This window comes from Rhizobium cauense (assembly GCF_019511525.1).
Classification (GTDB): domain Bacteria; phylum Pseudomonadota; class Alphaproteobacteria; order Rhizobiales; family Rhizobiaceae; genus Rhizobium; species Rhizobium cauense.
The window spans coordinates 95,039-110,371 of sequence record NZ_JAEUAT010000011.1; the positions used below are offsets into that span (position 1 = coordinate 95,039).

The following is a 15,333-nucleotide window of genomic DNA, read 5'->3' on the forward strand; positions in this document are numbered from 1 at the left end:
AGATAGGTCAGTGGCCGGTAACACGAGAACAAAACTGCGTTACTTCAGGCTGATAGCCCCGATCAGCCGTTCGGAAAAGTCATCCAGACGGCAAGCCATAGCCACATGGCGCCGAGCACGACATAGCCGGCCGCAAAAAGCGGACTGCGATAGCGGAGATTGTTGCTGGTGACATGCACGAAAGCGTGCAGATAGCGCAGCGCCACAAAGATCCAGGCCAGGACTACGGCCGGGAGGTTGTCGGCTTCCGTGATGTAGAGAAGGACGCAACAGGCGTAGAACAGCACCGGCAGCTCGAACTGATTGGCAAGGCAATTCTTGACGACGAGGCTTTCCGCCGGTTCATCGCGGTTCTCCCGGTAGTTCGAGCCGCGGACCTTTCCAGCTTGAACCAGCTTTCTGCGGCGATAGCCGAGAAGCATGTAGAGAATGTAGACCAGGGCTACGTGGGCGATCATTGGCCAGAACATTTCGTAGCCGGTCATGCTGTCTCTTCCTTGCTGCTTTCCGTCTGATTTCCGTGCTCTAGAGGAAAAGCATCAGCGCCGCAAATGCCCGCCGCAGTTTCGCAGCGGGCACAGTCGGGATCAGACCTGAGCGATGCCGCCGTCGGCGAAGAGTTCGGCACCGGTCACGAAGCTCGATTCATCCGACGCCAGGAAAAGGGCGGCGGCAGCAATTTCCTCGGCGCGACCAACGCGACCCATTGGAACCTGGGAGCCGAGATAGTCGAGAAGGCCCTGCTGCTGCGCCTTGTCCTGGCCGGCAAGCTCGACCAGACCTGTCGTTTCCGTCGGACCGGGGCTGAGGGTGTTGATGCGGATGCCGCGATCCTTCAGATCGAGGATCCAGTTGCGGGCGAAGTTGCGGATCGCCGCCTTTGAGGCAGCGTAAACGCTGAAGGCAGGTGTGCCGGTCGCACCAGCGGTAGAACCTGTCAGGATGACCGACGAACCCTTGCCCAGCAGCGGCAGTGCCGTCTGAACGGTGAAGAGCACGCCCTTCACGTTTCGATTGAACGTGTCGTCGAACTGTTCTTCGGTGATCTGCCCGATCGGCACAAATGAGCCGCCGCCGGCATTGACGAAGAGTACATCGATGCGGCCAGCTTCATCCTTCACACGATTGAACAGGCGGTCGAGATCGGCCTGCTTGGCGGAGTCTGCCTGGATGCCGGTAACGTTGCCGCCGATCTCGGCGACAGCCGCATCGAGCACCTCCGCGCGCCGGCCGGTAATGAAGAGGCGTGCGCCTTCGGCGGCGAAGCGCTTTGCCGTGGCGAGGCCGATGCCCGACGTCGCACCCGTTATGACCGCAATCTTTCCGTTCAGTCTCTGTGTCATTTCAGTCGTCTCCTTTTGTTCGACTGAACAGGAGATATGGACGGCGGCATCATTTCTGAATAGAAAGGAATGAAAACCATTGTTGCAGATATGAAATGATGAAATTGCCTGACTTCGAAGGCCTCGCGATGTTTGCCAAAGTGGCGGAGGAACGCTCGTTTGCCCGGGCGGCAAAGACGCTGGGTATCTCTGTCGCAACCGTCTCGCGCGGCGTCGCCCGTCTGGAAGAGAGATTGGGAGCCCGGCTGTTCAACCGAACATCGCGACAGCTATCGCTGACGGAATTCGGCCTCCGCCTCGCTGATCGGGCCTCCAGGATTTACACCGATGCCGAGGAGATCGAGAACGCGGCGCTCGAGCTTTCGAGCCGTCCGCGCGGCTTGATCCGGCTGGCAGCACCGATGACGTTCGGCGTCCATTGGATTGCGCCGATCCTGCCCGAATTCCTTGAGCTCTACCCCGACATCAGCATCGATCTTCATATGAGCGACGCAAGCGTCGATCTCGTGGGGGAAGGTTTCGATGCGGCGCTGCGCATCGCCGTGCTACCGGACTCATCGCTCATTGCCCGGCGGCTCGCGCCGGTCGCCCCGTTCATCCTGGCGTCTCCCGCCTACCTGGAGAAATACGGATGTCCGCAGCATCCGCGAGAGCTGGCCGCGCATCACTGCCTTGGCTATGCCTATCGCCCTCGCCAGGACATATGGCGTCTGACGAACAAGGCAGGCGAGGAAGAATTCGTCACGCCAACCGGCCCGCTTCGGGCAACGAATTCGGAAGCATTGGTTCCGATGGCACTGCGCGGTCTTGGCATCTGCGAACTGCCGGAATTCATGGCCAGCGAATATCTGGCAGATGGACGTTTAAAGGCGATCCTGACCGATTGGAGCCTGCCGAGCGGTGCCCTCTATTTCGTTACACCATCCGCACGCGCGCGGCCGGCAAAGGTTGAAGTGCTGGCTGAGTTCATGGCGGCTCGTCTTTCCAATCCGCCATGGCGGTGGCCGCGCTGAGACTACTGCTCGCCCTCTTCGCGATGCATGGCGCGAACGATGGCAAAGCGGACAATGACAATGAGGCAAATGGCGAGGCTGGCGAGTTTCAGCCGCGTCATCCACGGCAACAGCTGTGCGGCCTTGTCTGCCCAGTCGCTGTCTCCGAAGGCGATCAAGCTGGAGATGTTTTCGCCATAATCGGCAAGACCATAAATAATGGGAAGAGCGTAGACGAGCCTGATGACGGCGGGACTGAGCGGGCGTGCGAAATAGGAGCCGCTCGGCCGTAGTCTCATCAAGACCAGCAGCAGGAGCATCGCCAGGAGCGCTGGAAAGACCAGCTCCGGCCCTGCATACATCGCCCGCAGCAAATTGCCGGCGATTTCGTTCTCGCCAAGCAGCCGCCGCATCCGGCCGACCGTCAGTTCGTCATAGCCGGCGAAATAGGCATCGAGAACGGTCTGCCCCGTCTCATGCTTGAATGGGACGACAAAGCCGAATGTCGTCCACGCAAGTATGCAAAGGCAGATGGCCGCGAGCAGCGCGATAATCCAGAGCGGAATACGGCTGCCCACGTTCATTGTCAGCCGCCGGCGCTCGGATAGTTCGGGCTTTCGCGGGTGATCGTCACATCGTGCGGATGGCTTTCACGAAGGCCCGCGCCAGAGATGCGGACGAAGGTCGCGCGCTCCTGGAAGTCCTTGATATCCTTGCCGCCGACATAACCCATCGCAGCCTTGAGGCCACCTGCGAGCTGATGCAGCACACCCGATACCGGACCCTTGTAGGGAACCTGGCCTTCAATGCCCTCGGGCACGAGCTTCAGCGTGTCACGCACTTCAGCCTGGAAGTAGCGGTCTGCCGATCCGCGCGCCATGGCGCCAACGGAACCCATGCCGCGATAGGCTTTGAAGGAACGGCCCTGGTAGAGATAGACTTCGCCCGGGCTTTCATCCGTGCCGGCGAGCAGCGAGCCGATCATGACAGCGGAAGCGCCGGATGCGATCGCCTTGGCGACGTCGCCCGAGAACTTGATGCCACCATCCGCGATGACGGGGATATCCTGCGCGCGTGCTGCCTCAACGGCCGACATGATGGCTGCAAGCTGAGGGACGCCAACACCAGCGACAATGCGCGTCGTGCAGATCGAGCCGGGGCCGATACCGACCTTGACGGCATCCGCACCGGCATCGATCAACGCCTTGGTACCATCTGACGTCGCGACGTTGCCGGCCATGACCCGCACGGAGTTGGAGAGCTTCTTTACCCGCGCCACGGCATTGAGAACGCCTTGAGAATGGCCATGCGCCGTATCGACGACGAGAAGATCGACGCCAGCTTCGATCAGACGTTCGGCACGGTCGAAACCATCGTCACCGACGCCAACGGCGGCGGCAGCGCGCAAGCGGCCCTGTGCGTCCTTGGATGCGTTCGGGTTCAGCTGCGACTTTTCAATGTCCTTGACGGTAATGAGGCCGACGCAGCGGCCTTCGCCGTCGACCACCAGCAGCTTCTCGATGCGGTGCGCGTGGAGCAGGCGCTTGGCTTCTTGCTGGTCGACGCTTTCCTTGACGGTCACGAGGTTTTCGCGCGTCATCAACTCGTAGATCTTCTGCTTCGGGTCGGAAGCGAAGCGGACGTCTCGGTTGGTCAGAATGCCAACGAGACGACCGGACTTTTCGACGACCGGAATGCCCGAAATGCTGTGGATTTTCATCAAGGCGAGCGCATCGGCGAGCGTTGCGTCCGGGCCGATCGTCACCGGATTGACAACCATGCCGCTTTCGAACTTCTTGACCTGGCGGACCTGCTCCGCCTGCTCGGCAGGCGTCAGGTTCTTGTGAATGACGCCAAGACCGCCAGCCTGTGCCATGGCGATGGCAAGACGGCTTTCCGTGACAGTATCCATGGCCGAAGAGATGATCGGAATGTTCAGCTCGAAATCGGTTGCGATGCGCGTTGCAACGCTCGTCTGACCGGGCAGAACCTCGGAATGACCGGGCTGCAGGAGCACGTCATCGAACGTGAGTGCGTCCAAACCGGTTGGCGTTTCTATGATGCGAGCCATGGCCAATTTCCTCAATTAAGAAAAATGCAACGCCTCCCGGAACGAATCGTCCGCACCGGCGGGTGTGCAAGGGTTGCTTTGGAAGTTGGCGAGGGCTGGTAACACGTCTATGACAGGAAGGGAATAGCAAAACGCGAATGCCAGCCACGCGTCCGTCGAATAGGGGCGCGGAGAACTGAGCTTGTCTCGTAGGCCGTCTGCCGGCCAGAATGTGCGGAGGAGCGGCGGTAGGCCGCTCCTGATGCTGTCAAAGGTCGAACTGATAGGTCTTCGGAACGAAGCGGTAACCCGTCTCGTATTTCTCCACGAAACCGACCGCAGGAAACGGCATGTGGTAGCCCATGAAAGCAACCTTGTCGGTCGCGATCATGTCGAAGACCTTCTTGCGCGAGGCGGCGGCCTGCGCCTTGTCCATGTCGAAGCGGACCTCCCATTCGGGCTTCTGCAGCGACAGGATATAATGGTTGGCAGTATCACCCGTGAAGACCATCCGCTTGCCGTCCGCTTCGGCGTGGAAGACCATGTGGCCCGGCGTGTGACCCTGCGCCATCACGGCCGTGATGCCGCTGACGATCGAGTCGCCTTCCTTGATAAACGTCGTCTTCTCCGCGAGCGGGACGACGTTGGCGAGCACCGTCTTGTGCCCACCCTCGGCCGGCGTTCCCTCGCGCGCCTTATCGGACCAGAAATCATACTCGACCTGACCCGCCACATATCGTGCGTTCTTGAAGGCGGGCGTGCCGTTCTCCATCAGGCCGCCGATATGGTCGCCGTGCATGTGGGTAAGGGCGACAATGGTGATATCGTCCGCGGAATAGCCTACAGCCTTCAGGCCATCCTGCAGCTTGCCGAGGCCGCGTTCACGACCGGCGGCGCCAAAGCCGGTATCGATCAAGATCACCTCAGAGCCGGTATCGATCAGTGCCGGCGCATAGCTGTTCACGAATTTCTCAGTCGGCAAAAAATTGTCGCCGAGCAGCTTCTTCACCGCCTCAGGATCCTGGTTCGTACCAAAGGTCTCGAAGGGCTTCTCCGCAAGGTTGCTGCCGTCCCTGATCGCAACGATCTTGAACGAACCGAGGTTGAACTGGTTTACCTCCGGGAGCACGATAGTGTTCATCTTTGCCTTTTCTCCACTGGCGGCTGCGGGAGCCGCTCTCAAAACAACAGGCGCCGCCAGCAGGCCAAGGCCCGCAGCAAAGAACGTGCGCCGCTTCATCCCCGTCGACACTGCCATCTGCCATCCCTCCTATCGCGCGGCAGGATTGCCGCATAGCCCCAACTGTTGATTCACCCGGTCAGCGCCGCGATGAAGTTCCGGCCAATCTTGCACGCCAGAATTGCGGAGCAAGGGGACTCACGCAGACGTGATGCAATCGTGTTTTCCGCGTCGCTCAAAGGGTTGGCAGATCCCGCTGCGAGGACTACAGAGCACAGGCCCCCAGACGCCTTCGCAGACCTTCAAGGCATTCGCGTATGAACCGCATCGTTCCGCTGATCCTCGCCGTCGCTCTCTTCATGGAGCAGATGGACTCTACCGTTATCTCTACCGCACTTCCGGCCATCGCAAACGACCTCCATGTCGGGCCGATCACGCTGAAGCTCGCGCTGACCTCCTATATGGTCTCGCTTGCGGTCTTCATTCCAATCAGCGGGTGGATGGCGGATCGGTTCGGCGCCAAGCGCATCTTCCGCCTCGCCATCTGCGTCTTCGTCATCGGCTCGATCTTCTGCGCGGCCTCATCGGGCTTGATCGAGTTCGTCTTTGCCCGCTTCCTGCAAGGCATGGGCGGCGCGATGATGACGCCGGTCGGTCGCCTCGTTCTGGTAAGAACAACGAAGAAGAGCGAGTTGGTCTCGGCGATGGCGCTGCTGACCATCCCGGCATTGGTCGGACCGTTGGCCGGCCCGCCACTCGGCGGCTTCATCACCACCTATTTTACCTGGCACTGGATCTTCCTGATCAATGTGCCGGTCGGCATCATCGGCATCTGGCTGGCGACGATCTTCCTGCCGGAGGTGGAAGCGACTGCACCGCCTAGGCTCGACGTGACAGGCTTCGTGCTGACGTCACTTTCCGCCGCCGGCGTCGTCTTCGGCCTGTCGGTCGTCAGTCTGCCGGCCCTGCCGCCCGTGATCGGCATCACGGCGACAGCGATCGGCATCGTCTGTGGTTTCCTTTATGTGCGCCACGCAAAGCGGCATCCGGCGCCGATCCTCAATCTCAACCTGTTGCGCACGCCGACCTTCCGCGCATCGGTAACCGGCGGCACGCTGTTTCGTATCTGTATCGGCGCGCTGCCTTTCCTGACGCCTTTGATGCTGCAGCTTGGATTCGGTCTGACACCCTTCCAATCCGGCCTCATCACCTTTGCCGGCGCGATCGGCGCGATCACCACGAAGTTCATGGCGCGTCGCGTCTTCGCTGCGGCGGGCTTCCGCACCACGCTGCTTTCAGCAGCGGCCGTGACGACGGCCGTGACCGTTGCGACCGGATTCTTCACACCGCAGACGCCGCACCTCGTCATCATCGCCATTCTATTGATTGGCGGCTTCTCACGCTCGTTCTTCTTTACCGGTGTCAACGCGCTGGCGTTCGCCGATATCGATGACGCGCAGGCAAGTCAGGCAACGTCGATGAGTTCGGTGATGCAGCAGATAAGCCTCGCGCTCGGAGTTGCCACCGCCGCGGCGATCCTCGAGACGTCGATCTATTTCCGCGGCGAGGCGCTGCAAGTCGCGGACTTCCACGTCGCCTTCTACGTCCTGGCGATCATGACAGTGGTGGCGACGATCCCGTTCGTCCGGATGGACAAGAGCGCTGGTGCAGTCGTCTCCGGTCACCGGGTAAAGCGCCTTTCGCCTGCGGCGATCGAGGCGGAGCGAGAGGTCGTCAAGTAAGGCTATTCCGGAGCCTCGCAGACGGCACTGAGCTTGTTGCCGTCTGGATCACGCACATAGGCGGCATAGAAATTGGCATGAAACGGCCGAAGGCCCGGCGCGCCTTCATCTTCGCCACCGGCAGCAAGCGCTGCGGCATGAAATGCATCCACGTCCGCGCGGCGCTCTGCCACCAGCGCCACCATCGCACCGTTGCCGTTCGAGGCGCGCCGCCGATTGAACGGGGTGACAACCCAGAACCTGCAACGGATGTCACCGTCCGCCGCATAGCCGATCTCCTCCTCGGAATAGCGTTGCCGCCTATAGCCGAGCAAGGGCAGCACGACGTCGTAGAAGCGCCGGGCCTGATCGATATCGTTGGTTCCAAGCGTAACGTATAGAAGCATCGTAAGCGGGCATTCCAAGTCTTGGGAGGCTAATCATCGCCCGAGACCGGTCCGAAGATCAAGCTTCCTGTGCGTCAGGCTCGGCTTTGCGGCCCTTGAAGCCCTTTGCAAGCAGGAACATTTCGACGGATTCCGCGCGCGACGAGGCCGGCTTGACGTGAATGACCTGCTTGAAATGATGCTTCAGCATGGTCAACAGCTCGCGTTCGGTACCACCCTGGAAGGTCTTCGCCAGGAAGTGGCCGCCTTCTCCCAGGACCTCGATAGCAAAGTGCGCCGCCACTTCGCAAAGATGCATCGTGCGCAGATGGTCGGTGCGATGATGGCCGGTGGTCGGCGCCGCCATGTCCGACATTACCAGATCAGGCGTACCGCCAATCGCTTCCATAAGCTCAGCCGGCGCGGAGGGATCGAGAAAATCGAGCTGCAGAACCTTGACACCGGGCAGCTGCGCCATCTCGAGAAAATCGATGGCGGCGACACGGATATCCTCGTCTGTCGAGCCGGTAACCTTGGCGGCGATCTGCGACCAGCTGCCAGGTGCTGCGCCAAGATCGATAATCCGGCGGGCGCCCTTGAGAATATTGTGCTTCTCATCGATCTCCAAAAGTTTGAAGGCGGCGCGGGCACGGTAGCCTTCAAGCTGCGCCCGCTGCACATAGGGATCGTTGATGTGACGCTGCAGCCATTGCCGAGACGACGCCTTCATCTTCTTGTTCTTGACGCGCTGGCCGAGCTTGCGGCCGGTGCGGTTGCCCGCGATCGGTGGCTTGGTCATCCCTGTCCCCTATTTGCCGCGTTGGCCGCGGCGGTTGCGGTGGCGCCGCCAGACGCCGTCGTCCGCCATCATGTCGGTGAGCAGGCCCTCTCTCAAGCCGCGATCGGCAACGCGCATGCGCGGACTTGGCCAGCGGCGCCGGATCGCCTCCAGAATGGCGCAGCCAGCCAGTACCAGATCGGCACGATCCGGCCCGATGCAGGGATTGGCAGCGCGGCTTGCGAAATCCCAAGACAAAAGCTTTGCCTGCATCGCCGAGACCTCATCGTCCGAAAGCCAGATGCCATCGACCTTGCGCCGGTCATAGCGTGGCAGATCGAGATGCACGCCCGCCAGCGTCGTCACCGTTCCCGACGTACCGATGAGATGGAAATCGCCCGCATGACCGATGTCGATCGCCGGGCAATCGAAGCTGTCGAGCATGCCTTCTACTTCCACCACCATTCCTTCGAAGACGTCCGGAGTAACATCGCGCCCCCCATGACGCTCGGAAAGCGTAACGACACCAACGGGAAGCGAGGTCCAGTGGGTTATGTGGTTGGCGAGGCGGTTGAAGCGGCTATCTCCGATGCGGATGACGGCAATTTCCGACGAGCCTCCGCCAATGTCGAACAGGACGACCGACCGCGTTTCCCGCCCGACCAGCGACGAGCAGCCTGATACGGCCAGCCGCGCTTCGGTCTCCCTATCGATGATCTCGAGTTCGAGGCCGGTTTCGGCGACGACCCGTTCGAGGAACTGTGCTCCGTTGCTCGCCTGCCGGCAGGCCTCGGTCGCGATCAGCCGCATACGGCGGATTTCGCGATTCTTCAGCTTCGAAGCGCAAACGCGAAGTGCATCAACGGCGCGATCCATCGCGTCATCGGAGAGGCGACCGCTTGCCGCCAGCCCTTCGCCGAGGCGCACGATCCGGGAGAAGGCATCGACGACACGAAACTGGCCCGGACGCGTTGGCTGGGCAATCAACAAGCGGCAATTGTTGGTGCCCAGGTCGAGCGCCGCATAGAGTTCATCAGGCCAGGGGTGTTCACCATAACTGCGCTGTCCGCCGTCGGGCTGGCGCGCAATACGATTGTCATTCTGGCCGGCCCGTGATTCGGCGGGAGGATTCCGCCCGGGAGACGCAGGCTGACGCTGTTGCGGCTCGGGATGCCCGAGCGGCTTTTCATGCACCAGCGGGCGTCCCTGCAGGCCGCGCTTGCCACGATGCTTGCGGCGATTGCGGCGGCTTGGCACAATTTCGCTCTCGCTGAGAGCGGCGTGCCCTGCGCTTACGGCGATTTCATTTTCTGTCCGGTGTTGCTGGCCGACCGGGCCTTGAGAGATCGCACCACGACGGCGGCGCTTTCGCTTGCGCGCTGCGTTACCGGCTTCAATTGGGCGTGCCGCCTCCCCGGTCTCGCCGGAGAGGACGTGCGGAGCGGGCTGGCTCGCATTGCGGGATTGCCCGCCACGCTTGCCCTTGCGACGCCTGGATTTCTTACCATCCCTGCGCCCTGCCGCCGACGCCCCGTCACCTTGCGACCTTAGGCCGCCTTCGGGGTCTTCCACGTTCGTTTTCCATCGCGCCGCGCAAGTCCAAAGGTATGCAGCAGGCGCTCATTCGATTTTGCGTTGCCGCGAAGATACCAGCGCGAGGCGAAAACACCAAATTCTTTTTGGAACGGCGAGAAATCAGGCTGCAGGAGCACGTCGAAAACCGCTTCGACGCGGCTGTGGATTTTTTTCCAAACGGGTATTTGCAATCCGTGATGTTTTGGTTATAAGCGCCGCACAGCAGCCAAGCCACGCTTCGGCAGCGACTGCTGGGGAATAGTTCAATGGTAGAACGACGGACTCTGACTCCGTTAATCTTGGTTCGAGTCCAGGTTCCCCAGCCAATTCTCCCTAAAAGCCCTTGAGGAAGCGCGTAGCGGATATTCGCTATGCGCTGAGAAACGACGAAGCCAGCCACCTCTTGCCAAGAGCTATTTCAGTGCTCCGAATATCCAGCGGAACGAAGCTGTGTGGGCGTCTGGCCGAATATACGCTTGAACGTCCGCGTGAAGTGGGAGGCATTCTCATAGCCCACATCGAGCGCAACTTCGATCAGGGATGCCTTTGATTGAACAAGCAGGGCTTTGGCCCTCTCCATGCGAACTCGCGTGTAGGCCTTGGCCGGAGACATGCCTGCCTTTTCCAAGAATAGCCTCTCGAGTTGACGCCGCGAAAGGCGAACCGAAGCCGCGAGCCTGGGGATGGTCATGCCGCCCTCGACATGTTGCTCCATCAGGATCATCGCCGCCTTGACGCGGTCGTCTTCATACTCGTCGTGCAAAGGGCGCCGAGGCTGAATGTCGCCGGCCGAGCGCGCCTTTTCGATCTGGAGGACTTCCAAGGCATTTCTTTCGGCCTCGCGGCTGATATACCGTCGGACCAGAACCGCTGCGATATCGGCTGCACTGCTGCCGCCAGCACAAGAACCGCGTTGTCGATCCAGGTTGAATATCCGATCCGATCGTACAGCGAGATCGGGAAAGCGTTCGCGAAACTCCTTGTAGTGAAGCCAGCTCACGCATGTCTCATGCTTCGTCATCAATCCAGCCTCGGCCAGGATGAACGAGCCAGTGCAGAGACCGATCAATGGGACTCTTGCAGCATCCGCGCGCTTGAGGAACGCGATCGTGTCGTGATCAACAGGGTTTGCCACGGTGAGGAGCCCACCGACAACGACGATGTGGTCGAACCGCGTCGGATCCACGAAATCCGAGGTTGGCGCGACCTGCACGCCGCAACTTGACGAAATCAGATGCCTCGTACTCCCGAGCACTTGCCAATCCGCCAACACGCGTCCGGAACGATCGTGCTCGTCGCTCGCAAGCCGCAGCGTGTCCACGAACAGCGCGAACGCTGACAGGGTGAACGATCGCGCAAGCACAAATCCAACCTTGAGCCGCCCGGCGGATTTGCCGACGGCGTCTCCCTGCCGATACTCTTCTGGTCGCATCTCAGTCTCCCTGATGGCCTTATCGTTCATGGTCACCGCATCTGGAATCCATGCGCGAGCGGGTCGCGTTCATCGACGAAGATCGTGTTGTGACCAATGACTCGCGCCCAACCACCCACACTTGGAAGAATGCCTCGATAAGCACCGATCTCCGCATCCGCCTCAACCTTGCCCGCAAATACCGTCCCGATAAGGCTTTCATGCCTGAAAGCCGCACCGACTTCCAGCCGCCCCTTCGCGTGCAATTGAGCCATGCGGGCCGACGTTCCGGTTCCGCCGGGAGACCGGTCGATGGCCTTTTCCCCATAGAAAACCGCGCAGCGTCCATCCGAGCGATCGCTTGTGGGTCGGTCGCACCAGATCGCATGGTGGACGCCCCGGATCCTTTCATCCTGAGGATGGACAGGATCGCAAGTCTCAGCCAGCGCATCACGCAGCCGCTGACTGAAGCCAACGATGTCGGCCGCAGTCATGCCGTCGAGGCCACTCCAGTTTGGCTGCGGTTCCACCACCGCATAGTAGTTGCCTCCATATGAAATATCGACCCGCAGCCGCCCCATTCCGGGCACATGCACCTCAACATCGGCTTCGTGCAGATAGCTTGGCACGTTATAGAGACGAACGGAATCCACGAACCCGTCCTTTTCTTCGTAGGTGACATCGACCCGTCCTGCGGGCGTCTCGATCGAAACGCGCCCCGGCGTGCGGGGCTTCACCAGTCCCTCCTCGATGGCAGAGGTCACGACGCCGATCGTCCCTGCGCCACACATCGGCAGACACCCGCTCACCTCTATGAAGAGTACCGCGAAGTCGCAGTCCTCGCGGTAGGCGGGATAGATGATGGCGCCCGACATGATATCGTGGCCACGGGGTTCGAACATCAGCGCCCGCCGGACCCAGTCGTGATCACGAACAAAGATATCCCGCCGCTCCGCCACGGGGACGTGCGGCAGCAGCGGCCCTCCGCCGGCCACCAAGCGGACTGGATTTCCGCACGTATGCGCGTCTATGCAAAAGAAGCTGCTTCTCATTGACCTACCTCAATGCCCAGCCGTCACCGGCGCTCGACCCCTATCAAGCAGACCACGGCTCACGCGGTCGAGCAGTAGGGCAACGGCGACGATGGCCAGACCTGCGCGCAAGCCCAGCCCCATTTCCATGCGGGTCAAGCCGCGGGTCACTTCGGCACCGAGGCCGCCTGCGCCGACCAGGCCAGCCAAAACGACCATGGCCAGGGAAAGAAGGATGCATTGATTGAGGCCGACCAACAGCGTCTGTTTGGCGAGCGGGAATTCAATCTTCCAAAGCACCGAGCGCGGGTGAGCGCCAATCGCACTTCCGAGTTCCACATACTCGCGCGGGACCTGGTTGAACGCCAAAGTGGTCAGTCGCAGCATCGGCGGAATGCCGTAGACGATCGTCGCGATGATGGCCGGCACCCGCCCCAGACTGAAAATCATGACCGCCGGAATGAGGTAGACCCACGGTGGCACGGTTTGCATCACGTCGAGGACTGGCCGAACGAACGCTTCAAGGGTCTTGTAGCGCGAACAAAGAACGCCAATCGGAAACGCAATGAGGACAGAGATAAGGACGGCCACCGTGACAAGCGCGACCGTCTGCATCGATGCCGTCCAAAGCCCGACGATCAGGCAGAAGCCGAGGCATAGCCCAGCAAGGATGGCCACGCGAAGATTGACCGCAAGGAAGGCCGCGACGAAGACGATCCCAATAACCGCAAGAGGCGGTACGAACAGCAGTCCTGCTTCGATTGCCGACAGGATAGCTTCCACGACATAGGTGATCGCGGCGAACAGGGGATGCAGGTTCGTGTTCAGCCAGTCGACGGCGGGAGCCAGAAGAGCCCCTGGGGAAAGCTGCAAGATCGAAGGGTTCATGATTGCCTCCCTACGCCGAGCCGGGCCGCGCTCTGTGTTATGCGGTCAAGTATCATCGTCAGGACGACGATGGCGATCGCTCCGTTGATGGATGTCGCGATGTCGAGCGTCCGGATCGCGCCATAGATCGTTTCGCCAAGGCCGCCGGAGCCGACAATACCGGCAATGACGACCATACCGAATGCCATCATCAGGCTCTGGTTGATGCCCGCCATGATGCTCGGCAGTGCAAACGGCAGGCGGATCTTGAAGAACATCTGGCCGGGCCGCATTCCGCTTGCCTCCCCAAGTTCTATGAACTCCCTTGGCGTCATGCGGATTCCAAGCGAAGTCAGCCGGATTGCCGGCGGAACGGCGACGACGACGGTGGCGATGAGTGCTGTCGCTGGACCGTAGCCCAGTAGAGCGATGGCCGGCAGCAGATAGATGTACGGCGGAAGCGTCTGGATCAGGTCGAGGCCCGGTTCCATGAACCGGTCGAGAGCCGTAAAGAAACCCGCCGCTATACCAACAGGAAGACCAATCGCAAGTGCGAGCACCGTCGCCGTCAGGACCAATGCCAGCGTGCTCATCGTTTCGGACCACAGTCCCATCGAGTAGCACAGCAGCAGGGCAACACCGCCCACGATTGCAAACCAGGCATTCACCAGCCGCCAGCCCACCAGCGCAACAACTATTGCGATGACATAGAAAGGCGGAAGCTCGAGCAGCCAGAGGATACCGCCATAGAGTCCCTCGAGAATCCATCTGACGTAGTCGAAAAGGGATTCGCCGTTCTCGCTTACCCATTCGAGGGTCGCGTCTGTCCATTCATCGAAGGCGTCCGTGAAGCTTGAAATGTCCATTTCAGTCAGCTCCTGTTGAGCGGTCAGGCGGCCGCGCGATCGTTGTGGGAAGTCCCCTTGACACCCATCAGGAGGCTGCGGGGTGTGACCACACCAACAACCTGGCCGTTGTCGACAACAGCGATAGCGTCGCGCTCCGACTGCATTGTCAGCGTGATAAGTTCGTCGATGTCGGCGTCGGGTGTCGTTTGCGCCAGCGACGAAATGTCGAAATGCGTTTCCTTGCCTTGATACTCGCTAACGCTGTGCATCACCGAATGCGCCTTGATCAGATGCAGGCGCGATATCCCCGCGACGAACTCGGCGACATAATCGTCTGCCGGATTGAGAATGATCTCCTCGGCGGTGCCAGTCTGGATGATGACGCCGTCCTTCATGATGGCGATGCGATCTCCAATGCGGATCGCTTCGTCGAGATCATGGGTGATGAAGACGGCGGACTTGCCAAGCGACTTTGTAAGCTGGCGGAACTCGTCCTGAAGCTGCCGGCGGATTAGCGGATCGAGCGCGCTGAAGGGCTCATCCATGAGAATGATCTCCGGATCGGAGGCAAGCGCGCGAGCAAGGCCAACGCGTTGCTGCATGCCGCCGGACAATTCCTTCGGGTAGCGATCGACCCAGTCTGCGAGGCCCACCGTTTCCAACGCAGCCTTGGCGGTGTTGTTGCGCTCGAGCTTGGAAATACCCTGGACCTCCAGTCCGAAGGCCGCGTTTTCAAGCACCGTGCGGTGCGGAAGCAGCGCGACACTTTGGAACACCATGCCGATGTTCTTCGCACGCATCTGCCGGAGCTCCGCCGGAGACAGTGCGCCAACATCCCTGCCCTTCACCAGGACCTTTCCGGAACTCGGCGTGATCAGCTTGTTGAGCAGCCGTATGAGCGTTGACTTTCCGCTCCCCGACAGACCCATGATACAGAATATCTCACCGCGCCGTACCTGCAGGCTGGCGTTGGAAACGCCGACCACGCAGTTGAATTCCTTCAGCACTTCCTTCTTGCCCAGGCCACGCTCGCTTATGGATTTCATGGCTGCGGCAGACTTGTCGCCGAAGACCTTCCAGAGGGACTGGCAGTCAATCAGGACTTCATTGGCATCGGTATTGGCGGCTTTCATAGCGATCCCCTTGAGCCA

Annotated in this window: 15 protein-coding genes and 1 tRNA gene; 3 read left to right on the plus strand and 13 right to left on the minus strand. The window is 60.7% G+C overall.

Features of this window, described 5'->3' with window-relative positions:
- Positions 1-62 precede the first annotated feature (62 nt).
- Both JNB88_RS20585 and JNB88_RS20590 read right to left on the minus strand, forming a co-directional pair.
- On the minus strand, positions 63-485 hold the full coding sequence (locus JNB88_RS20585; protein ID WP_037139397.1) for an MAPEG family protein: 423 nt from the start codon (positions 483-485) through the stop codon (positions 63-65).
- Positions 486-587: 102 nt separating this feature from the next.
- Positions 588-1,343, minus strand: coding sequence for an SDR family oxidoreductase (locus JNB88_RS20590; RefSeq protein WP_220357047.1), 756 nt, complete (start codon positions 1,341-1,343; stop codon positions 588-590).
- Between the two features lie 95 nt (positions 1,344-1,438).
- On the opposite strand from JNB88_RS20590, the gene JNB88_RS20595 reads away from it, so the two are divergent.
- Entirely contained in the window at positions 1,439-2,356 is a 918-nt protein-coding gene (locus JNB88_RS20595) for a LysR family transcriptional regulator (protein WP_220357048.1), read from the plus strand.
- 2 nt (positions 2,357-2,358) lie between these two features.
- On the opposite strand, the gene JNB88_RS20600 is transcribed toward JNB88_RS20595, so the two are convergent.
- The 3 genes from JNB88_RS20600 to JNB88_RS20610 form a co-directional block, all read right to left on the minus strand.
- On the minus strand, positions 2,359-2,919 hold the full coding sequence (locus JNB88_RS20600) for a hypothetical protein (RefSeq protein WP_220357049.1): 561 nt from the start codon (positions 2,917-2,919) through the stop codon (positions 2,359-2,361).
- 2 nt (positions 2,920-2,921) lie between these two features.
- Entirely contained in the window at positions 2,922-4,406 is a 1,485-nt protein-coding gene (guaB, locus tag JNB88_RS20605) for an IMP dehydrogenase (protein WP_220357050.1), read from the minus strand.
- 247 nt (positions 4,407-4,653) lie between these two features.
- On the minus strand, positions 4,654-5,643 hold the full coding sequence (locus JNB88_RS20610) for an MBL fold metallo-hydrolase (protein WP_220357051.1): 990 nt from the start codon (positions 5,641-5,643) through the stop codon (positions 4,654-4,656).
- Between the two features lie 239 nt (positions 5,644-5,882).
- On the opposite strand from JNB88_RS20610, the gene JNB88_RS20615 reads away from it, so the two are divergent.
- Positions 5,883-7,307, plus strand: coding sequence for an MFS transporter (locus JNB88_RS20615; RefSeq protein WP_037139385.1), 1,425 nt, complete (start codon positions 5,883-5,885; stop codon positions 7,305-7,307).
- A gap of 2 nt (positions 7,308-7,309) precedes the next feature.
- On the opposite strand, the gene JNB88_RS20620 is transcribed toward JNB88_RS20615, so the two are convergent.
- Genes JNB88_RS20620 through JNB88_RS20630 form a run of 3 tightly spaced genes read right to left on the minus strand, consistent with a single transcriptional unit; the run spans position 7,310 to position 10,022 of the window.
- A complete protein-coding gene (locus JNB88_RS20620) occupies positions 7,310-7,693 on the minus strand; it encodes a VOC family protein (RefSeq protein ID WP_037139382.1) in 384 nt (127 codons plus the stop codon).
- A 58-nt stretch (positions 7,694-7,751) separates the two neighbouring features.
- Positions 7,752-8,471: an RlmE family RNA methyltransferase gene (locus JNB88_RS20625; RefSeq protein ID WP_037139379.1), complete on the minus strand. Its 720-nt coding sequence runs from the start codon at positions 8,469-8,471 to the stop codon at positions 7,752-7,754.
- A 9-nt stretch (positions 8,472-8,480) separates the two neighbouring features.
- Positions 8,481-10,022, minus strand: a complete 1,542-nt coding sequence (locus JNB88_RS20630; protein ID WP_220357052.1) for a Ppx/GppA phosphatase family protein — start codon at positions 10,020-10,022, stop codon at positions 8,481-8,483.
- A 255-nt stretch (positions 10,023-10,277) separates the two neighbouring features.
- Here JNB88_RS20630 and JNB88_RS20635 point away from each other — a divergent pair.
- Positions 10,278-10,351, plus strand: a tRNA-Gln gene (locus JNB88_RS20635).
- A 92-nt stretch (positions 10,352-10,443) separates the two neighbouring features.
- On the opposite strand, the gene JNB88_RS20640 is transcribed toward JNB88_RS20635, so the two are convergent.
- The 5 genes from JNB88_RS20640 to JNB88_RS20660 are packed head-to-tail and all read right to left on the minus strand — an operon-like array spanning position 10,444 to position 15,315.
- Complete coding sequence (locus tag JNB88_RS20640; RefSeq protein ID WP_220357053.1) at positions 10,444-11,457, minus strand: GlxA family transcriptional regulator; 1,014 nt, start codon at positions 11,455-11,457, stop codon at positions 10,444-10,446.
- 32 nt (positions 11,458-11,489) lie between these two features.
- Positions 11,490-12,488 carry a 4-hydroxyproline epimerase gene (locus JNB88_RS20645; RefSeq protein ID WP_220357054.1) on the minus strand — a complete coding sequence of 333 codons (999 nt, stop codon included), beginning with the start codon at positions 12,486-12,488 and terminating at the stop codon, positions 11,490-11,492.
- A gap of 9 nt (positions 12,489-12,497) precedes the next feature.
- Positions 12,498-13,355, minus strand: a complete 858-nt coding sequence (locus tag JNB88_RS20650; protein ID WP_220357055.1) for an ABC transporter permease — start codon at positions 13,353-13,355, stop codon at positions 12,498-12,500.
- Entirely contained in the window at positions 13,352-14,200 is an 849-nt protein-coding gene (locus JNB88_RS20655; protein WP_220357056.1) for an ABC transporter permease, read from the minus strand. Before JNB88_RS20655 ends, JNB88_RS20650 begins: the two co-directional genes overlap by 4 nt.
- A 23-nt stretch (positions 14,201-14,223) precedes the next feature.
- Positions 14,224-15,315 (minus strand): quaternary amine ABC transporter ATP-binding protein, encoded by a 1,092-nt coding sequence (locus JNB88_RS20660; RefSeq protein WP_220357057.1) that lies wholly within the window; start codon positions 15,313-15,315, stop codon positions 14,224-14,226.
- Between the last annotated feature and the right edge of the window lie 18 nt (positions 15,316-15,333).